Here is a 19,615-nt window from a genome sequence, read left to right as displayed (position 1 = left end):
AAAATGAGGTGATTTGCGTCTGTTTTTCAGTATTACGTTTACTTATAGCATTTACTATTACATTTATTTATACATCTGTTTAAGTGTACTGATTTCGCGGGTTGAGATGTGGGCACCCCGGTGTGATTGATAATACATCACTGAGCTTTTATTATCTTCGTGTTCCAATCCAAGTGCATGACCGAGTTCATGTGTGGCCACCGATAGCTTGTATTCCACTGAGTTATTGGTAGCTGGGAAGCGATTCGTGTAAATCACACACTTGGCTTTATCCATCCAAGTCGTCTCCTGCGACCCGCTTTGGTAATAGGTCCGCCAAGTCCGACCGATTTCAGAGCCCGTCGTACCGGTCTCATCTTCACTCTCACCTAGCGTGATCTGCGCACTCGATGCGTCCTTAGCCGCAACAAGTTTGACCGTATTGGTGGCATTCCAACGTTTTACCGCGGTTAACTAAACGGCATGATAGACCTTGTTATCACTAGTGATGTGATACGTAATGACCCGACTCTTAAAACGCGCCTTGTAAGCCATTACTTTGGTGCCGTTATCTAAATAATTATATTGGTAGTTATCGACCTTGTCATTGTAATAAACTTGGTCATGCGCCTTATCGTGGCCGGTTGCCGTATCCGCCTCGACCTGTTGAGACGTCGGATTAATCCAAGCACTGATTTGGGGTGCAACCATCAACAGCACCCCACAGAGGCCTAGGCTCATTATCATTAATAATAATACTTTTTTATGTTTTCTCATCGTCAGCCTAGGCTCCCTTATCAGTTTTTAGGCCGGTAACTGCGCTACCAAGCCGTTTCGTTCATCTGATATGTTACAGCGTTCAGCATTTGATTACAAGAGATATATTATATTTATTTATGAAAAATAGGGTGTACGGTTACATTAACAATATTTATACCAGCCTTTCAAGCTCGTCTAATCGTTGATATATCGGCATTCTTATTCATGGCCGCAACTTTGGATGCTTCTTGCTCATTATTATTAATGCTTATAATCAGTTATGCGAACCATTTATTAAATGCTTTAACTGTAAAAAGGGATCCAGCATGCGCCGAACCCCTTAGCTGCCGATATTACGATTTTGGCCTGATTTTAGTGCTATCGGATTTGAATGCTACCCTGGATTGCCATAAACAAGCTGGTCATACGTGTGATACACATCAAATAATCGAATTATGCGCACAATACACCTATAATAGAGACGGTTAGTAGTCCCGTACACACATTAATACCGCAAAAAGAAATGTTAGAATCGCTCAAAACGCTTGTTTGAATGACACATGCATGGAAAGGTCGCACGTAAAGTGTAAAGTCGGCCAGTCTTACCACCAGCCCGTTACCGTCTCTACGTTGGGTCGAATCAATTAACCAAGCCAGAAACTATAAAAGAATCCGGTCTGCACTAGACGGCTTCTTTTGCCAATATTTAGCCAGGAGGAATCAGCTATGTTAGTGAGTTATCCAGCATTGTTCTACTACGACAGTTCCGAAAGCGTGCCATTTTTCATTACTTTTCCGGATTTCAAAAATTCATCAACTCAGGGTAAAAACGTGACGGATGCAATGGCAATGGCGACAGATTGGCTAGGCATTAACGGCGCTGATTATCTAGAAAACGGCCATATGATTCCAGCCCCTTCCGCGTTAGCAGCGATCTCGTTAAAACAAAATAATCCTTATCCAAATGACTTACACTACGATTCGGAACAATCTTTCAAATCAATGGTTTTGGTAGATTTAGAGGCGTATTTGAATGGGAAGACCAAAGTTCAAAAAACAGTCTCAATTTCGAAGTAGGTAGATTGGAACGGTGACAGCGTACAAGCCAATTCGTCCGCAACCCTGACAGAAACAATCCCGAAAGAAAAAATTCACACGATGCTCACGACGCAATACAGTAGATACGCAAGTCAGCCAAAGTATTTCGACGGTCGCTGGTTTTATTAAATTGGACTACGCAAAAAAGCCTAGGATTTACTTATCGCCGCCAATGACGTGCAATAAGAAATCCTAGGCTTTTTAATTGAACAATCGCTTAATAAATAATCTTGTCAATACCATCTAAAACAGCCGTCAATCACCCTACTTGCCGTACGACATTAATACTCGTCCTTACCGATAACGTTCAGCTGCTGGTCTAAGTGGTAACAAATAGGCACCCCGTTCGCCACTTCAACGCCATCGATGCCCGTATCGCTAATTTGTTCCAAGTATTTAATCAGCGCGCGCAACGTACTGCCATGCGCGACGACCAATTGATTATGGCCATCTAATAGTCGTGGTGCAATCTGATCGATCCAATAGGGCATGATTCGGTCATAGGCCATCTTCAGGCTTTCACCACGCGGTTCGACCGCCGCACCGTACTTCGTATAACGCCGGTCATGGTCGAGCTCATCCGGTGCTAATAACGGCGGTACGGTATAAAAACTCCGCCGCCATTGCTGAACCTGTTGCTTGCCATATTCTTGGCGGGTCGCATCTTTATTTTGACCACGTAACGCCCCGTAATGTCGTTCATTTAAACGCCACGTCTTATACTCTGGTAGCCATAATTGGTCGATTTCATCTAACATAATGTTGGCCGTCACGATGGCACGTTGCAAGACTGACGTATGCACCGCCCCAAACTGAATACCAGTGGCGCGCAATCGCTGTCCCGCATCGTGGGCTTGTGCAATGCCAGCTGCCGTGAGCGGAACATCGCTCCATCCCGTATAAGTATTATCCCGATTGGCCGTGCTCTCACCATGGCGAACCAGTACAAGTTCTGTCATTCTCTTTCCCACCTACCATCTTCAATACTACCTATCATAATCGATTTGGCCGATTTTTCAAAGTCACAATCATTCCGCCAGTTTTTACAGGCCGGTGATCCACGACGGTTGACAAAAATCAGCTCGCAATCTTATCAGTCGTAGCCACCACTAAAAAAACGACCAGACTGCGGTTTACCCGCCAATCCAGCCGTTATCAGTTAACTTAGTTTTCTTGATTTGAGACGGCATGTGCCGCATGAGTGGCCTCAGTGTCAGCGTCCTCCGCTGCTTTAACTGATTCAGCCGCCGTTTGACCAATCGTATTCCCACGTTCACGGAATCGATTACCAACAAACGTGACGACGGAACCGATTAAAATCACCACGATACCAACAATCGTCGTCCATAAAATCTGTTCATGCAAAATCAGTGCGGCCAAAATTGGGGCCAGGCCTGGTTTGATGAAAAAGACTAACGAAGCGGTCGAAACATCGGTCTGTTCCATCGCCAAGAAGTAGAAGGCGAAGCCCCCACCCGTGACGCAGACGCCGATGAAGAATAACAACCAGAAGTAGTTCATATTGACGTTGACTAAAATTGGAATGGCTGAAAATTGACTTAAGCCAACTGATTTCAAACCAGCCGCAATCGCCGGAACCTTAGTAATCCAAGCTAAAATCAATAATTCGAAAGCCCCGGCAAAGAACGTGAAACAGGTCATGGTCAACCCGTTCAGCCCCCGTTTGATTGAACCGTAACGTGAAATAATACTATATAAGCCGAAAGTCACCGCTGAACCGATTGCCAGTAGCAGGCCTAACCCGTTCGTTAAATGGGCTGGGTTAACGATGATCAATAGCCCGATGACTGAAATAATGACTGAAATCAAATTGGCACGTCCCATCCGTTCCCGCAGGATCAAATAGGAGAATAATAGCGCAAACACTGGATTACAGCTGAATAATACCGCGACGGTCGAAGCTTGGTCGACGGTAATCGCCAATTGATACAGGGACATACTAACAATGACACACACTAGCCCCGTCAGCGCAAATAACCGCCAGTCAGCACTCACAAGCTTCCGACCAGTCTGTTTTAGGGCACGCAAGGCAAATGGTAATAATACGACAGCCCCAATGAAAAATCGAATCAAATTCAACTGAATGGGATTAAAGGCACTGCCGGCCATCTTTAGCGCAATTTCCATCGAACTAAACATCAAGGTTGAAATTGCAATGTAAAGATATGCTTTCTTCACGAAACGTTCGCTTCTTTCTTAATCAAAATTTAATACGCAACGTTTTCCAGTATAGCACCATTTTCAGTTGGTTTTCAAATCTGCTGATGGGGCGGCTGACGGGTGCAACTAAATGAAATCGGTTTCCGTCGTCAAAACGCACACGGCAAATTGGAACTGATTTAAATGAGAATAATCAGTCAACACTCTTAACTAATTTAAACTTGCTAAGCATCGTTAGTTCAGTGTCCAATCATAACGCCAAACGGCTTAGTACCACCTACTGACAGGTCGCACTAAGCCGTTTTTCAAAATGATATGGATCACCGAGTCGTTAATGTATCAATCCCGATTGGACGACGACCATCAAAATCGGAATCACGATCAGACTTAACAAAGTCGTCTCAGTCACCATCACCGCCGCATAATCCGCATCCGCACCGTACAGCTTGGAAACGACTGGCGCGTTGGTCATAACCGGCATCGCAGATTGTAAAATGAAGACTTGCTTCATCTCTAACGGAATCGACATCGGAATCAACATCACCGTCATCAAAACCGGTGCGAGGATGAACCGACCGATTAAAATTCCGATACTATCGCGGTCGAAACGCATACTGCTGAGACCAGCATTGGCCATGGAGATTCCAATAAAAATCATCGACAGTGGAATCGTCAAGCCACCAATATAGGAGAAATCATCCATTAAAAAGTTTGGCAATTTGATATGAGCGATGACCAGCAGGACCCCAATCATGAAGCCCAACAATGGCGGTGAAAAAATCTTCTTGAGCGTTTGTTTCAGATCAAAATTGGCTGACCCAGTGCCGTCACGCTGAATCAGGTACACGCCTAACGTCCAGAAAATCGTCGTGTTGGCCATATAGTAGACCAGCACGTACGGCAATGCACTATTGCCAAACAGTGCCTGGTTGACGGGTAGACCAATGAATACCGTATTCGAATTCAGAAACATCGACGAAAATAAGCCCCGATGGCTCTTCTTGATATTCAATGCCCGCATCACGCCAAACGAAATCCCAAATAGAATCGCCATATTCAGTACCGGAAAACGTAATCCGGGTAACGTCGACAGCAATTTTTCAGCCGTAAATTGCTTCGTGATCGTCGCAATCATATAGGCCGGTAAGGCAATTTGGGTGACTAATCGGGCAATTAATTTGGTGGCACTTTCGTTGAACCAGCCCCACCGTGCCAATAAGTAACCCACCGCAATCATCACGATAATCGTCATGACCCCGGAAATACTCTGTACAAAGGTTCCTAAAATCTGCACACTCGGTCTTCCTCTCTTCAACCGTATTGCACGCCATTCAGGCTGCAACCAAGCTATGTAAAATAATAATTCAATGAGAATTATTCAAGTATACCACTGTTTTTAGATGGCTTGTAGGCTAATTTATAGATGGAAACGTTTGACGGCGGTCACAATTTTAATTATAGTGTTCTATAATTGTGTTGCGCTGATAACGGCAGTTTTGATTATTAAAATCTTTTTAAGTTACCCGTTTTAAGAACCAAATGCTTGCCAAACAGCATAAAATGACTATTGAGGGAAAAATCTAAAGTGATGAGGAACGAATATGTCTGAAAATAATAACGATAATCAAATGGGGCCCCGCCAACGCCGCTACCGCGAGCAACAGGCGCGCAACCCACATTTGAAACCACACAAAAAACGTCCTTGGCTAATTACTTTATTGATCGTGGTCGTCCTGCTAATCATCACCGGTGGCTGGTGGGGCTACAAGACCTGGAATGCCGCTAAGGATACGATGAACACGACTTATCAATCGACGGGGTCCAAGAAGCTCCGGAACGTTGACGCGGTCATCAAGAAAGGCAAACCATTCTCAATTCTATTACTCGGGACCGACACGGGTGCGCTCGGCCGGGGCAAGAACTTCTCTGCTCGGACTGACACCATGATTGTCGCGACCATCAATCCGAAAAAGGAAAGCATGACTTTAACTAGTATTCCGCGGGATACGCAAGTCATGATCGACGGCCAGTCTGAAAAGATCAACGCGGCCTACACGATTGGTGGCGCGAGTGGCGCGGTTAAATCCGTTGAAAAACTACTCGATGTCCCAATTGACTTCTACATGCTGATCAACATGGGTGGCTTGAAGCAAATCATCAATGCCATGGGTGGCGTGACGATCACCCCTAAGATGACCTTCAAGTACGGCCATGCCAATGTTAAGAAGGGTGTCAAAATCAAGCTTAACGGGGCCGCTGCACTGGATTACTCACGGATGCGCTATGATGACCCTCAAGGTGATTACGGTCGTCAAAAACGGCAACGGCAAATCATCATGGCGATGGTTAGTCAATCTAACTCACTAGGTTCAATTGCGAATATTGAAAAGATTACGAAACAACTGTCCAAAAACATGCGGACTGACTTAACTTGGAACGATATGGTCGCGCTCGATACGAAGTACAAGAACGCCTCTCACCACGCTAAGTCCTACACGGTTCAAGGAACAGATTCCATGATTGATGGTCTCTCCTATCAAGTCGCTTCTGCTTCAGAACGTTACAAGAATTCCAAGCGAATCCGTAAAGCGCTCGGCCTCTCTACTAGCAGCATCTCAGAATCACTCTTCTCTGAGACGGCTTCTATTACGACCGGCAGCAGTTCAAGTTCTAGTTCGTCAAGCACTACCACAACTAGTGACACGACCACTTATGGCACTAGCACGACCCAAGACACGACGACTCAGGACCAAACAACCACTCAAGATCAAACAACGACAACTAATCAGTATTAATACTGATACTAAAGGACGGCCACTCTGGTCGTCCTTTTTATTGTTGTATTAAAATCGAAACCACCAGCTTAGGACCGCTGGAAAGTAGACCGAATTACCCGTGAACCTGCTGTGGAGCTGCGTCCTAAGCCGGCTTACAGGCATTTCTGACAACGCTGGAACGTGGTGGACACAGATTTAAGCCGACAACCCACGTCTTAAATGCTGGTCTTTCACTAACCAAGCAAAAGACGCTTGCTAAGTGAAATTTCACCACTTAGCATTGTCAGAAACACCTTCCAGCCGGGGATGGTATTCGAAAGGCGGACATTTGCGAACCAAACCTTTAGATAGATTAGTCGCTGATTCATAGTAAACAGTCATTTTGAGTTCAACTGTACAACCAACACCCGGTAAGCGCTAAGTTCCATATTCACGTTTTAATTCAACTAAGCATCAACATTACCGAACACTAAAGAAATTTCTGACTCGACTGTAATAGAAAGTCATGACTAATCACTGAAAGGTAATTCTATCGAGAGATTTCAAGACTAGTTACCCTTGAGTGAATCATACTCAACGGTCCCCTGAATACTTAGATGACATAAATCTTCATCAGTTGATTAAAGATTACCTGCAGGCTCCTAAAAAGTCACCGACTAGCAACTAACTAATCGGTGACTTTTTAGGATTTATCTTTCACGCAATCCGACCAGCTTGACTAGCATCAATTAACCGGCCAACTGTCCAAGAACTGCCTAAATTTGCGCTCACGTTGCGCAACGAGTTGAGTAGCTGTCAGGGATTTCAGAGATGCCAGCTGGCGTTCAATCATTTGATTAATGACAGTAATCAAGTCAGCCTGGTCGTGCGCGATGATTTGGTCGACTAACCCGCGGGCCTGCAACGCATCCGCCGTCATTGGCAACAAGTCAATGGCATCGCTGACGGTTTGTTGGCCATGTAAAATCGCAGTGACGGCTTCCGGGGACGCGACGTTGAATAACGCGTCATCTAACATGATGATGCGGTTGGCGTTGGCAAAAGCTAACGCACCACCACTATGCCCTTCGCCTAAGAAAACGACGAGATTAGGTACGGCCAATTGGCCCATTGCGGCAATCATATCCGCAATCGCCTGGCTCTGACCATGCCGCTCCGATTCTGGACTGGCATCCGCGCCGGGCATGTTGATCAGACTGACGACCGGCCAGCCAAACTTGGCGGCGTGCTTGATGACCCGCAGCGCAGTTCGGTAACCAGGCACCGTCAATGCGCCACCGTTTTTTTCACGCCGACTTTGAATATCGACACCCCGGTCAACACCCAAGACGGCAAGCTGTTGACCAGTGACCGTTCGACCGAAGCCCGCCGTTAACGCAGCGTCACGGCCGAGCACTCGGTCACCAGTCTGCACCGTCATCGTCGGTAGTAGCGCCTGAATGACCATGGGGGCACTTACCCGGTCAGCGGCGCGTAACCGCTGTAATCTTTTATCCATCGGCCCGTCCCCCAATCCCGTAATTCGCTAATGTCCGGCCCAAATAAGCCTTGAGATGCGGCCGCTCGACGACGGCGTCTAGCATCCCATTTTCAAATAATTGGTCCGCCGTTTGAAAGTCTGCGGGTAAGTCAGCCGGAGTCGTCTGTTGAATGACCCGCGCCCCCGCGAAACCAATCTTGGCGCCCGCTTCAGCTAACACTAAGTCGCCCTCAAAGGCAAAGCTCGCGGAGACGCCGCCCATCGTTGGGTCGGTAAGTACGGTGATCAATGGCAATTGGTCCTGCTCTAACCGGGCTAACTCTGCTAAAATCAGGTTCATGCCCACTAAGGCATAAATCCCTTCTTGCATGCGGGCACCACCAGAAGCGGTGACGATCACCAATGGCAACTGCCGAGCACGCGCTTGTTCACTCGCATATAGCAGCCGCCGGGTCACCGCCGTATTCAGCGTTCCCATCATAAAATGACTATCCATGACTGCCAGGACGCAGGATTGTTGGGCAATTTGGGCAGTGCCGCAGATGATTGCTTCACTTAAACCGGTCTCCTGCTTAGCGCGTTGCAACTTAGCCGGATAGTCTGGAAACGCCAGTCGATCAACGGTCCGCTCAGGCATTTCAAACGGCTGAAACGTCTCAGCATCGGTCAGTTGTTGGATGCGTTGTGTGGCCGTCAATCGTCGCCAATAGTGACAATAGGGACACTGTTGATCCGTGCCCCATTGTCGTTGATGGACGTGGCGGCCGCAATTAGGACAGGCCGACCACGTGCCTGGACTTGGATAATGACTCATTTGGACGCCTCCCAACGCGCTAAGCTGTGAATCGTGTATTGGTCGTTGACGTACGCTGGTCGCGCGACAGTCTGTCGCAGAAAGTCCAGATTAGTCGTGGGTCCCTGCAACTTGACTGCGGCCAACGCCCGCTGCAAGTTGTGAACAGCCGTTATACGGTCGTCCCCAGTGACCATGATTTTGGCGATTAGACCGTCGTACATCGTGACTAAGTGGTCACCTTGATGATAATCCGTATCGATACGGACGTGTTCGGGCCACTGTAGCGTTTCAATCTTTGTCTGCGTTACTGGTAACGTCGCGGTCAAACGCGCTTCAATCGCAATACACTGCGGCTGCAGGCCAACGTGTTCTGGAAACGTGACGGCGACCCCCGCCGCTTGTTTGATTTGTTCAGCGACGATATCGATACCGGTGGTCAGCTCCGTCACCCCGTGCTCAACTTGTAGCCGGGTATTCATTTCCATAAAGTAAAACTGGCCATCTGCGAATAAGTATTCAATCGTACCTAAACTCTGATAATGGGTTCCCGCCAGCAATTGCCGCGATAACTCGTACAAATTCCGCCGTTGCGCGGCCGTCAAAATACTAGCTGGGCTTTCCTCTAAGACCTTTTGCTTATGCAGTTGCAAACTACAATCCCGATCACCCAAAATAAAGAGGTCCTGACCGGTTCCTAGCACCTGCACTTCAATGTGGCGGGCGGTTGTCAGGAACTGCTCCAAGTACATCGCATCGTTTAAAAAGGACGCCGCCGCTTCTTGGCGCGCAGCCCGCAATTGTTGATGGAGTTCATGAACATCAGCAAGAACGCGGATTCCCTTCCCGCCACCGCCGTAACTCGCTTTGAGAACTAGTGGGAACCCAATCGCAATCGCGGCTTGTTTGATTTCGGGCCAATCCAGACCTTGGATCGATTGACCAACCAGTACGGGAACTTGCTGTTGACGGGCAAAGGCCTTCGCCTGGGCTTTGTCCCCCATCAACTTGATCTGTTCAGTCTGGGGGCCAATCCAAGCGATGCCGCATTCCGCACACATCGCGGCAAAATCGGCGTTTTCAGCTAAGAACCCGTAGCCCGGATGAATCGCATCCGCATGCGTATTAATGGCGGCCATCAAAATAGCTTCAGCGTTCAGATATGAGCCACTTGCCGCAGCCGGTCCGATGCACACCACTTCATCCGCCAATCGCGTATAGCCCGCGTGGCGGTCAGCGGTTGAGCACACCGCCACCGTTTGAATATTCAATTGTCGACAGGCCTTGATAATCCGGACGGCGATTTCGCCCCGATTCGCGATTAACAGCTTGCGAAACATAGCTACCGATCCTTTCGCATTGTAAATAAGGGTTGTTCATATTCGACGGTCGCGTTATCCGCAATCAGTACCGCCGTGAGCGTGCCGTCAGCCGGACTCACGAGGGGGTTAAACAACTTCATACTCTCGATTTGGCCCAATTCTTGACCAGCCGTCACTGACTGCCCAACTTGTAAGTCCGGAGCTAAATGGACGACGCCTACCATTGGGCTCGGAATCGTGACGTTCGCCGTGTCAGTAGCGCCGATTGCAGCTTCAGTCGTTGTAGATTCAGTGATGGCAGATTCGTTCGTGATGGCTGCCGCTTGATTGTCAGCAGACGGATTTGTCACTGTGTTTGTTGACGCTGCCGCGTTTACTGGTACGGTGACACTCGGTTTGGTGACGGCAATCTCCAAGTCGCCGGCTTTGACCCGAATTTGTTGATAGCCTTGCCGCGCATACTTCTCGACTAATCGGTCTAAATCTTTTAATTCCATTTTCGCACCCCTCGTCTACTTCTTAATCAATACGGACCCATAGGCTAACCCGCCACCAAAGGCCGTGAGTAATGTTGGTCCAGTTAAGGTATCGAATACACTCGCTAACGCCATCGCGACACCAGCTGAGGAGGTGTTACCTAACTGTTCAACGTTATGCGGAAATTTCGCCATTGGTAATGCTAAGTTGGCCGCGATTTTTTCAATGATTCGCAAGTTGGCCTGGTGACAAATGACGTATTGCAAGTCGTCAGTTGTCAGCTTAGCCTCCGCAATCACACCCCGCATCTGTTCTGGGACGACCGTGGTCGCAAATTGAAAGACGTCGCGCCCAGCTTGGTAGAACGCGTCCGTCTTCGGATAATTGTCCGCTGCAACTTTCGTGATGGGCTGCACGCGGCCAGAATGAATCACTTCAGCGTTACCTTGTGATTGTAACTTTTCAGCTAAAATACTGTTTTCTGCAGGATCCGTCGTTGCTTGCAACAACGCGCCACCCGCGCCATCGCCGAAAAAGACGGCCGCGGTCCGGTCTTGAAAGTCCATCATCTTGGAATTGACTTCCGCACTAATGACCATCACGTTCTGATACTGGCCACTACGAACGAATTTATCCGCCGTTGCTAAGCCAAAGGTAAACCCTGCACAAGCGGCACTAAGGTCGAAGGCAAAGGCATTGCTGGCGCCAATATTCGCCTGCACTAAACAAGCGGTGGCTGGTGTCAACGCGTCCGGCGTAATCGTCGTCACTAAAATCAAGTCGATGGCACTAGCTGCCACGCCACTCTTTTGCAGCAACTGCTGGGCGACCTGGGTGGCTAGATCTGAGGTATTCTCATCATTCATGGCATAGTGCCGGGTCTTGATTCCTGTATGGGCTTGAATCCACTCGTCGCTCGTATCCATGATCGTCGCTAATTCGTCATTGTCAACGACGCGTGCCGGAACATACTGTCCCATGGCGGTTAATTTTGTATAAGTTGGCATTTTTAAACCCCCGCTACTTTCCGTTTCAATTAGTTTAATTTTATCAATAAAACCGTGCCGGTCAAAGTTTCCAGCCGGATTTTTGGTAAATCCTTAGAAACCGGCGCTGATTTGGGGCCGCTTCTCACTTGTCCACTGCCGCTTAAACGAAAATAAGATAGTTATCGTAAGAATTGGTTGTGACTTCTTACGTAACTATCTCAAATCGAGTCTCATATCGAATCGTTTAATTGGCGAATCGGCTATTTCAATTCCGTTTCCGGTTGGCCGGGTGCCGCAAAGCCGTTTTTAGCCAGCAAGGGCATCAAATCGACCTGTTTGTCCGTCGGCACCTTCTGGGCGTAGACTTTTAATCCGGCCGCGGCCAACGCATACAAAGCGTCAGCTTCAGCCTGACCGACGGCGACCGCATTAGTGACCATCACCATTCCGGTTGAAAAAGCGAGGCTGCCAATGTCGACACCCGTCTGGCTAAAATCCAACCCGCCGGCAACGAGGCGCGCCATGTTTTGCGGCGTATCCGTCAGAATCAGTGGTTTGACATTGTCGAACAGGGAATCATGATAAATCTCGATCATCTTGTCGACCGTAATCACATTCGCTTTGACACCGGGTGGCGCCGCTTGAACGATTAAAATCTTGCGCAGTGCATCCCGGGCGACCTCATCAGACACGACTAGAATCCGGTTAGGACTGACACTTTTGGTCCAGACCGTGGCGACCTGCCCGTGCAAGAGCCGACTATCGATCCGCGCCAAGCGAATATCCATCGTCATAGTGGCTCATCTTCCTCGTCTTCTTTTAATAAGTTCAAGTGTTTGATACCAATCTTACCCGTCTCTTCCAGGTGGGCGATAACGTCGTCGATTGGTTTGTCTCTAACCGTATAGGCTTCAATCAACATTGGCAGATTCAGGCCGGTGACGAGTCCCATTCGGTCGGTATGTTCAGCGACAATCCGGCTCGCCGCGTTGAATGGGGACCCACCCCATAAGTCGACCATGAACAGGACTTGGTCGTCGGCATCAAACCGGTCGACCGCCGCCATCAGTTTTTCAGTCAGGACGCTGGGTTCCTCGTCTAATTGAAACGTGACCGTCTGGACCTTATCCTGCTTGCCAAATATCATGTATGATGAGTCCACGATCCCCCGGGCAAAGCTGCCATGACTCACAACAACAAATGCTAACATCGGTGTTCCCTCCTCAGTCTATAACTAATACTCATTAAGATACATGCAAGAACCATGCCAAGTTAGTGTATCAACTGGCCAGGACTTGCGCTTGATGACTCTCTAATAATTGCACAATATAATAATTTTCCGCCGCTGAGAAGGTCAGCTGAAGTTGGTCGGTCAGTTGCTGGTTAGCCGTTTGAATAATCGGATACCACTTGGAGGCCATAATATCGGGCATTTCTTCAGTCGGGGCTGAAATCTCATCCTTGATGGCCGTCCGCTCTAGGGCCCCAGCCAGATGCATGATGAGGTCGATACGAAAGGCGTTGCTCATCTCACCATCCAGATGGGTGGCAATCACTTCGCTATACGCCCATAAAATCCCGGTCAGCTTCTTGGGGTTGAGGAACGTGAAGTAGTCGCCCAAATACCGTTCGCAGAGCTCTGGTGTCAACTGTTGGGCTTCCTCGGCCATCGTCTGTGGCGAATCCATTCCAGTTGCTAGTTGATCGATAAATTTCTCACCACCACCCTGTAACAGTTCTTCCAGGGAGATAAACGGGACGTCGAGCGCTGGCTTGGTAATCCCAGTTGCCGCAATAATCTGATAATTCTGACTGATTTGTTGGATACGAGTCTTCATTTCAACGACTGAAATCGGAAAGACCGTAATGCCTTCGATGAAGTTCTGGGCTAACAGACTGTCCAGAATCGTCTTGATGCGTTCAGCGGTCCCGACCCCAGTTGCGCAAATCGCAATAATTGCGCGCTGCGGGGTCTTATCCGTCGCTAACGCTGGCTTAACGGTCGCTTTCTGGTCATCAGTCGGCAAGTTACGAGAAATCCGCGAATAGCCCTTAAAGCCAACCAGTTCTTGATACATCGAGTCCAAATCGCTGTCGACTAGGCTGGCCTTACGAACAGCTTCCAGTACGACCGGTGTGGTCACCATGTCAATCGTGCGCGTGGCAATGCCCGTCTCCTGTTGAATCCGCTCACCAAAAGTCGTCAGCGACCCCATGTCAACAAGTAGCAACACACCCTTGCCCGAATCCATCTTTTCAATGCGCCGTTTGACATGGTCGTACGCCACGCTGGGATCCATATCGAGCGGCATATCGAATGCTTGAATATCGTAGTCATCCAGGAGCTGACCAACGACTTGCGCCATGGAAGAGGCGGTACTCATGCCATGGGCTGCTACTAGCACACCGACCTTGCCATTGAGCTGCATCGATCTCAAGGAAATCAATAAAATGGCGAGATAATACACTTCGGACTGCGGAATTGGTAGATGATAACGTTCCTCCAAGCCTTTTTTGAGGGTTTCAGCCGCTTTGATTTCAGCCGGATATTCGCGCACCATCGCTAACATATCCGAGCTCATTTGTCGCATCGGTTTACCGGCCTGAATGCGTTTGATAAACGAGCTGACGTGCAAACTGACCGCATAAATAAAGTTATCTTTGAAATTATAACCGAGCATGTCCTGAATCGTCATCTGGGCCGTCTTCGTGAAATCGATAACGTCTTGATCGACGATTTCAGCGAGTTTGTTCTCCGGTGACACTTCTAGTTGATTCTGCTTATAAAACGACTTCAAATGCAAGTTAATGTCCGTCGTAATGAAGCGGTTGATGTGCTCCTTATCCAGCCCTTCACGGCGAAGCAAGGACGCCTTATCCCCAATAATTTCGTATAAATTATAAGGTAACTCATAATTATCATTTTTATTCCGTAATGGTGTCGGACCATCGTTGGGTTTAACGATCAGAACTGGGTCGAGCAACTCTGAGATCGCCCCTAATTCATGACGATTCGACGCCACCGTCATCAGACCACTGCGAATATTTTGTGGTAAGTCATCCATGGTAATCGTGATTTCACTGTCATTTTCGATGCTATTAACGAAGCCTTGTGCACAGACCAATTGGATATTAGACTTCAACTGGCCGACGTTCCCAAACGTGACCGACCCTAACAAGGCCTGGACGACGTCTTCCGTTAACCGAATCTGCTTATTGATTCGATTGGTTTCTAATGATAATAACGCTTTCAGCAATTCCAAACGTTCCTTCGCTGAACGGTGATTGAAGGCCGGGAGTTGAATCGTAATCGGAATCCGACGCACAAAGGTCTGTAACAAGGTACTCTCGGGGTCTTCGGTCGTCGCACAGACGAGGCGCACATTAGCATGGTGACTCTTGGCCGTCTCGCCCAGCCGCGAATAGGTGCCATGATCCATGAAGTAGAAAATCATTTCTTGCCCTTCTGGTGGCAACCGGTGCACTTCATCCAGAAACAGCATGCCGCCGTCTGCTTCCTGAATCAGCCCATCCTTATCTTCGTTAGCACCCGTAAATGAACCTTTGACGTAACCAAATAAGTGCGACATCAATAATTCAGGGTTATGGGCATAGTCCGCACAGTTGAACGTAATCAACCCTTGTGGATTGGTCAGCACTTGTTGGTTCTCTGCGAAACGATACATGGCGTTTGCAAAGTAAGTCTTCCCTGAACCAGTCGGCCCAATAATCAACGTATTCAAGCCCCGCGGTGGGTACAAAATAGCCGCTTTGGCCTGTTCGACCTGATTAGATAGGCTTTCGTGCGACCCAATCATATTTTCAAAAATATCGGTGGCAGCTGACTTAGGTGCCGTGGTCGTCGTTCCGGTATTCGGCATTCGCTTCGCCATCGTGGCATTCGCTACGTCACTAACAGTGGTTGGCGCAGTTGCCAATTCATCCGTAGCCGGCACATAATGGACTGGCCGGCCAGCTAACTTATGGAGTTGGCCTTCGCGCACGAGTGTATTCAATTCTTTACTAACGTTTGAACGCGCTATCATTAACGCGGTCGCAACCATTTCCGTTGTTAGCCCGTGCGAATCACTGTGCTCGCGGACGTATTCGTATATTTTGGATTTTCTGGTCAAAATCGCCACTCCCTTTTACCAGGCTCAACTATTTTGTTCGATTTGATACACTATAACACACTACATTCTACCATAGTTCGCAGACAATCGACTTTTTAAAGGTCAATGTGGCATTCCCCCAAAAAGGCCCGTCAAGGCAAGTTGCCTATTAGCCCCCAATACCACTTTCACAGGATTACAAAACGAGCCTACGCGACGGTCAGTCCAACGACTAACGGCACGTAAGCTCATGTGATAGTAGTCCAATTAATCACGATAGCAGGCTGCCCCCCGTATCATGCAGCTACTTCAGATACTTGTCCTTGTTATTTTTGCCCTTAAAGATTCTGCCCAGGACCTGGAAGAATGTTAACGACTTAACGATGTGATCCGGCTCAATATACTTGCGCACGGCACGCAACACCTTTTTCGGGTCTTTGGCCGAAAAAGTAATCATGCCGTTACGCTTCGTTTGAAATGAGAACCGTGGAATCCAGCGACCACCAAACATCACTGATACCACGACATAGTTGACTTCCGTCCAGGGAATCTGAATAAAATTACGGACATTGCGGTCATCGTAAAATTCAAAGCCGTTGTCGCCTACCATGATTTTGCCATAGTCGGTCAAGCCCATATGCGAGTTCCCATTCATGACTAAGTCAACCTTCGTATTAATTGATTGAACCATCTGACACTCCTCCTATCACCTTCTATTACTACCCGATTATACGGCGAGGGCCTGCTTTATGCAAAACCTGCCGAACTAAATAAAAAGGATGAGCTCCAACGAGTCCATCCTTTCAATACCACGAAACCGAATTTTACATCCAACCAATAACGTGCATCAGAACCCCAAATACGAAGAGGCCAAGAATGATAACGATTGGTGAAACTTTCTTCTTCAGTAACCACATGCAGAGGAAGGTTAACAGTAAGGCCATCAACCCAGGAATCAATTGATTCAAGTTATCTTGCAAAGTCGTTACTTTGTATTTATCAAGTGAACGTCCAGCGGCTTGTTGTGATAAGGCTTCCTTAATCCCAGCAGAGCCCTTTGGCAACTTGTCCCAGTCGATGTAAGCACCGGCTTGTTGCTTGATTGTCGAGACTTTAACAGGACTAAAGTCCACAACAACCCACCGCTCAATTAAGGCAGCAAGGATAAACATCCCAAGCATGGAAGCACCACGCGTAATATCTTGTAAAATACCACCAGATAAGTCATCGGTAATCTTAGAACCGGCTTTGTAACCGAATTCTTGAGTATACCACATGAAGCCCATCCGAATTGCGTTCCAAACAACGAAGTATAAAATTGGTCCAACGATACTACCAGAGATCGCAAGTGATGCAGCTAAGGCACCAACAATTGGCTTAACCGTGTACCAGAACACAGGGTCCCCAACACCGGCTAATGGTCCCATCATACCAACTTTAACCCCTTGGATCGTAACATCATCGATTGGGGCACCATTAGCACGTTCTTCTTCAAGCGCTAAGGTAACACCAATAACTGGTGAAGCAACGTATGGGTGGGTATTGAAGAATTCCATGTGACGCTTCAAAGCTGCGGCACGGTCTTCTTTAGTCGTATATAATTTCTTGATTGCTGGAATTAATGAATAAGCCCAACCACCGTTTTGCATACGTTCATAGTTCCATGAACCTTGGAGGAACGTTGAACGCCACCAAACATGCAGACGATCACTTTTACTTAACGTTACTTTTTTAGTAATATTTGTAGTTTCAGACATCCCAGTTTGCCTCCTTCTCTAATACTTGTCGATAATGTCGCCAACTGGATCACCAGTATTAGCGCCACCACCATTGCTGCCAGAGTTACCTTGCTTCGAAAGTGCTAAGTACATCAAGGCTAAGGAAATCCCGATTGCACCTAAACCAATCAAAGTAATGTCACTGATTGCGGCTAAGACGAAACCTAAAGCGAAGAATGGCCAAACTTCACGAGAAGCCATCATGTTGATAACCATGGCGTACCCAACGGCAACAACCATACCACCACCGATTGACAAACCATCAGTCAACCAAGTAGGCATTGCGTTCAACATTGCCTTAACAGGAGCGGCACCAACGGCTAAGATCAAAGCGGCTGGAATCGCGATACGAAGACCTTGCATGCAGATGGCAACCCATTGCCAGAAATCGATCTTGGCAAAGCTACCTTCTTCAGCAGCACGGTCCATGATGTGAACAATACCAGTTGCTAACGTCCGGGCGATGATGGTTAAAAGTAAACCAGCAACGGCCAAAGGAACGGCGATCGCAATGGCTGAAGTAACCCCGGCACGGCCTTGGCCACCTAAAACTAAGATAATTGCAGATGCAATTGATGCTAACGCAGCATCAGGTGCAACGGCGGCACCAATGTTGGCCCAACCTAAGGCAATCATTTGAAGACTCCCACCTAAGATAATGCATGGGACTAATTGTCCGGTTACTAATCCGATTAGGGTACATGCAACAACTGGTTGATGGAAGTGGAATTCATCCAAAATACCTTCCATACCAGCTAAAAATGATACAAGTACGACTAAAATCACTTGAATTACGTTCAAATTCATGATTTAATCCTCCATCTTTTCTGATATTCTTGAAACTACTTTTGTTCCTTTAACATGTTTTCAGCTTTGTTTAAAATGTTATCCATGTTTTCCTTACCATCACTTGGAACCTTCCGAACATCGAATTCGATGCCGTCTTGTTCGAGTTTCCGGTAAGTGTCAATGTCATCTTGATCAAAGGCCAAAACTTTGTTTGGTTGAACTTTACCAGCCGAGTGAGCCATTGAACCAATGTTCAAGGTCTTGATCGGCACGCCACCTTCGATTGCACGTAAGGCATCTTGTGGCGTTTCGAATAGGACTAATGCTTTTTGACCACCAAAGTGCTTGTCATCCTTGGCAATCTTAATCATTTGCTTGATTGGAATAACGTGAGCTTTCACACCAGAAGGCGCTGCTTGCTTGATCATGTTAGTCCGTAACTCATCCTTCGCAACGTTATCTGACGCAACGATGATCCGAGTTGGGTTGACCGTCTTGCTCCATGCAGTGGCAACTTGCCCATGCAAGAGACGTGAGTCAATCCGTGCCAAACCATACTCCATCGTCCCTGGACGACCGGCATTAGCATTATTGGTAGCTGCAGCAGCTGCCTTTTCTTCCTTAGGTGCTAATGCTTCAGGACGAACCTTAACGCCGTCCTTGGCCGTTTCAATGATGTGGGTGGCAATTTCGTGTGCCGAATCCATTGAAAGCCGTGAAGCGTATGCTTCAATCAACATTGGCAAGTTCAAACCGGCAACGATTGCCCATTTGTCCTTGTGTGCTTCAAACAAGCCGTTGACTTGGTTGAATGGTGTTCCGCCCCAAAGGTCGACTAAGAATAAGACTTGCTCTTGATCGTCGAATGAAGCAGTGGCTTTTTCCAACTTAGCCTTGATGTCGTCAGGGCCTTCGCTAGGCATCAATGTAACAGCTTGAACGTTTTCTTGTTCGCCGAAAATCATTGATCCGGATTGATAGATGCCTTTAGCGAATTCGCCGTGACTAGCAATGATAATGCTTACCATCTTTGTACCTCCTATTTTTTCGTTACAGTCATATAAAACGAATAAATAATATC

Annotated in this window: 18 protein-coding genes and 1 pseudogene; 2 read left to right on the top strand and 17 right to left on the bottom strand. The window is 47.6% G+C overall.

From position 1 onward, the window contains the following. Positions 1-63: 63 nt before the first annotated feature. Both KGF70_RS17415 and KGF70_RS17410 read right to left on the bottom strand, forming a co-directional pair. A pseudogene (locus KGF70_RS17415) lies at positions 64-432 on the bottom strand (matrixin family metalloprotease); the annotation flags it as partial. 21 nt (positions 433-453) lie between these two features. Further along, positions 454-756, bottom strand: coding sequence for a hypothetical protein (locus KGF70_RS17410; protein ID WP_253954840.1), 303 nt, complete (start codon positions 754-756; stop codon positions 454-456). Between the two features lie 708 nt (positions 757-1,464). Here KGF70_RS17410 and KGF70_RS14120 point away from each other — a divergent pair. After that, positions 1,465-1,815, top strand: a complete 351-nt coding sequence (locus KGF70_RS14120; protein WP_216768723.1) for a type II toxin-antitoxin system HicB family antitoxin — start codon at positions 1,465-1,467, stop codon at positions 1,813-1,815. A 302-nt stretch (positions 1,816-2,117) separates the two neighbouring features. Here the strand turns inward: KGF70_RS14120 and KGF70_RS14115 are convergent, their stop codons facing one another. The 3 genes from KGF70_RS14115 to KGF70_RS14105 form a co-directional block, all read right to left on the bottom strand. Then, positions 2,118-2,795 (bottom strand): 2,3-diphosphoglycerate-dependent phosphoglycerate mutase, encoded by a 678-nt coding sequence (locus tag KGF70_RS14115; protein WP_101874018.1) that lies wholly within the window; start codon positions 2,793-2,795, stop codon positions 2,118-2,120. Positions 2,796-3,000: 205 nt separating this feature from the next. Next, positions 3,001-4,035, bottom strand: a complete 1,035-nt coding sequence (locus tag KGF70_RS14110) for a DMT family transporter (RefSeq protein ID WP_216768725.1) — start codon at positions 4,033-4,035, stop codon at positions 3,001-3,003. Between the two features lie 313 nt (positions 4,036-4,348). Continuing rightward, on the bottom strand, positions 4,349-5,311 hold the full coding sequence (locus KGF70_RS14105) for an AEC family transporter (RefSeq protein WP_088770024.1): 963 nt from the start codon (positions 5,309-5,311) through the stop codon (positions 4,349-4,351). 307 nt (positions 5,312-5,618) lie between these two features. Here KGF70_RS14105 and KGF70_RS14100 point away from each other — a divergent pair, with 307 nt between their 5' ends. After that, the gene (locus KGF70_RS14100; protein WP_088770025.1) at positions 5,619-6,812 is read left to right on the top strand and encodes an LCP family protein; all 1,194 of its coding nucleotides are present in this window, start codon (positions 5,619-5,621) and stop codon (positions 6,810-6,812) included. Between the two features lie 706 nt (positions 6,813-7,518). Here the strand turns inward: KGF70_RS14100 and accA are convergent. The 12 genes from accA to KGF70_RS14040 all read right to left on the bottom strand — a co-directional run bounded on the left by accA (position 7,519) and on the right by KGF70_RS14040 (position 19,562). Continuing rightward, the gene (gene accA, locus KGF70_RS14095; RefSeq protein ID WP_216768727.1) at positions 7,519-8,292 is read right to left on the bottom strand and encodes a carboxyltransferase subunit alpha; all 774 of its coding nucleotides are present in this window, start codon (positions 8,290-8,292) and stop codon (positions 7,519-7,521) included. Further along, positions 8,285-9,088, bottom strand: a complete 804-nt coding sequence (locus KGF70_RS14090; protein WP_216768729.1) for an acetyl-CoA carboxylase carboxyltransferase subunit beta — start codon at positions 9,086-9,088, stop codon at positions 8,285-8,287. The genes accA and KGF70_RS14090 overlap by 8 nt, the downstream gene beginning before the upstream one ends. Further along, positions 9,085-10,407: an acetyl/propionyl/methylcrotonyl-CoA carboxylase subunit alpha gene (locus tag KGF70_RS14085; protein ID WP_216768731.1), complete on the bottom strand. Its 1,323-nt coding sequence runs from the start codon at positions 10,405-10,407 to the stop codon at positions 9,085-9,087. The genes KGF70_RS14090 and KGF70_RS14085 overlap by 4 nt, the downstream gene beginning before the upstream one ends. Before the next feature lie 2 nt (positions 10,408-10,409). Continuing rightward, positions 10,410-10,886 (bottom strand): biotin/lipoyl-containing protein, encoded by a 477-nt coding sequence (locus KGF70_RS14080; protein ID WP_120767927.1) that lies wholly within the window; start codon positions 10,884-10,886, stop codon positions 10,410-10,412. Positions 10,887-10,901: 15 nt separating this feature from the next. Continuing rightward, a complete protein-coding gene (locus KGF70_RS14075; protein ID WP_216768738.1) occupies positions 10,902-11,873 on the bottom strand; it encodes a ketoacyl-ACP synthase III in 972 nt (323 codons plus the stop codon). Positions 11,874-12,115: 242 nt separating this feature from the next. Continuing rightward, the gene (locus KGF70_RS14070; RefSeq protein ID WP_101874024.1) at positions 12,116-12,649 is read right to left on the bottom strand and encodes a PTS sugar transporter subunit IIB; all 534 of its coding nucleotides are present in this window, start codon (positions 12,647-12,649) and stop codon (positions 12,116-12,118) included. After that, positions 12,646-13,065 carry a PTS sugar transporter subunit IIA gene (locus tag KGF70_RS14065; protein WP_003637743.1) on the bottom strand — a complete coding sequence of 140 codons (420 nt, stop codon included), beginning with the start codon at positions 13,063-13,065 and terminating at the stop codon, positions 12,646-12,648. The genes KGF70_RS14070 and KGF70_RS14065 overlap by 4 nt, the downstream gene beginning before the upstream one ends. 70 nt (positions 13,066-13,135) lie before the next feature. After that, complete coding sequence (locus KGF70_RS14060; RefSeq protein ID WP_216768744.1) at positions 13,136-15,988, bottom strand: sigma-54-dependent transcriptional regulator; 2,853 nt, start codon at positions 15,986-15,988, stop codon at positions 13,136-13,138. Positions 15,989-16,271: 283 nt separating this feature from the next. Next, positions 16,272-16,658 carry a DUF956 family protein gene (locus tag KGF70_RS14055; protein WP_050339211.1) on the bottom strand — a complete coding sequence of 129 codons (387 nt, stop codon included), beginning with the start codon at positions 16,656-16,658 and terminating at the stop codon, positions 16,272-16,274. A gap of 133 nt (positions 16,659-16,791) precedes the next feature. Next, positions 16,792-17,724, bottom strand: coding sequence for a PTS system mannose/fructose/sorbose family transporter subunit IID (locus KGF70_RS14050; protein WP_050339212.1), 933 nt, complete (start codon positions 17,722-17,724; stop codon positions 16,792-16,794). A gap of 18 nt (positions 17,725-17,742) precedes the next feature. After that, positions 17,743-18,552, bottom strand: coding sequence for a PTS mannose/fructose/sorbose transporter subunit IIC (locus KGF70_RS14045; protein WP_216768747.1), 810 nt, complete (start codon positions 18,550-18,552; stop codon positions 17,743-17,745). Positions 18,553-18,587: 35 nt separating this feature from the next. Continuing rightward, entirely contained in the window at positions 18,588-19,562 is a 975-nt protein-coding gene (locus tag KGF70_RS14040; protein ID WP_216768749.1) for a mannose/fructose/sorbose PTS transporter subunit IIA, read from the bottom strand. Positions 19,563-19,615 lie beyond the last annotated feature (53 nt).

This window comes from Lactiplantibacillus sp. 7.2.4 (genome assembly GCF_018991185.1).
GTDB classification, from domain to species: Bacteria; Bacillota; Bacilli; order Lactobacillales; family Lactobacillaceae; genus Lactiplantibacillus; species Lactiplantibacillus pentosus.
This window is presented reverse-complemented; position numbering and strand designations above follow the sequence as displayed.

Excerpts from the sequence above, each read along its gene's own strand:
- KGF70_RS17410 (WP_253954840.1), bottom strand. The coding sequence starts at position 756 with ATGAGAAAACATAAAAAAGTATTATTATTAATGATAATGAGCCTAGGC.
- KGF70_RS14050 (WP_050339212.1), bottom strand. The coding sequence starts at position 17,724 with ATGTCTGAAACTACAAATATTACTAAAAAAGTAACGTTAAGTAAAAGT.
- KGF70_RS14080 (WP_120767927.1), bottom strand. The coding sequence starts at position 10,886 with ATGGAATTAAAAGATTTAGACCGATTAGTCGAGAAGTATGCGCGGCAA.
- KGF70_RS14045 (WP_216768747.1), bottom strand. The coding sequence starts at position 18,552 with ATGAATTTGAACGTAATTCAAGTGATTTTAGTCGTACTTGTATCATTT.
- KGF70_RS14090 (WP_216768729.1), bottom strand. The coding sequence starts at position 9,088 with ATGAGTCATTATCCAAGTCCAGGCACGTGGTCGGCCTGTCCTAATTGC.
- KGF70_RS14040 (WP_216768749.1), bottom strand. The coding sequence starts at position 19,562 with ATGGTAAGCATTATCATTGCTAGTCACGGCGAATTCGCTAAAGGCATC.
- KGF70_RS14055 (WP_050339211.1), bottom strand. The coding sequence starts at position 16,658 with ATGGTTCAATCAATTAATACGAAGGTTGACTTAGTCATGAATGGGAAC.
- KGF70_RS14065 (WP_003637743.1), bottom strand. The coding sequence starts at position 13,065 with ATGTTAGCATTTGTTGTTGTGAGTCATGGCAGCTTTGCCCGGGGGATC.
- KGF70_RS14075 (WP_216768738.1), bottom strand. The coding sequence starts at position 11,873 with ATGCCAACTTATACAAAATTAACCGCCATGGGACAGTATGTTCCGGCA.
- KGF70_RS14100 (WP_088770025.1), top strand. The coding sequence starts at position 5,619 with ATGTCTGAAAATAATAACGATAATCAAATGGGGCCCCGCCAACGCCGC.
- KGF70_RS14120 (WP_216768723.1), top strand. The coding sequence starts at position 1,465 with ATGTTAGTGAGTTATCCAGCATTGTTCTACTACGACAGTTCCGAAAGC.
- accA (WP_216768727.1), bottom strand. The coding sequence starts at position 8,292 with ATGGATAAAAGATTACAGCGGTTACGCGCCGCTGACCGGGTAAGTGCC.
- KGF70_RS14085 (WP_216768731.1), bottom strand. The coding sequence starts at position 10,407 with ATGTTTCGCAAGCTGTTAATCGCGAATCGGGGCGAAATCGCCGTCCGG.
- KGF70_RS14115 (WP_101874018.1), bottom strand. The coding sequence starts at position 2,795 with ATGACAGAACTTGTACTGGTTCGCCATGGTGAGAGCACGGCCAATCGG.
- KGF70_RS14070 (WP_101874024.1), bottom strand. The coding sequence starts at position 12,649 with ATGACGATGGATATTCGCTTGGCGCGGATCGATAGTCGGCTCTTGCAC.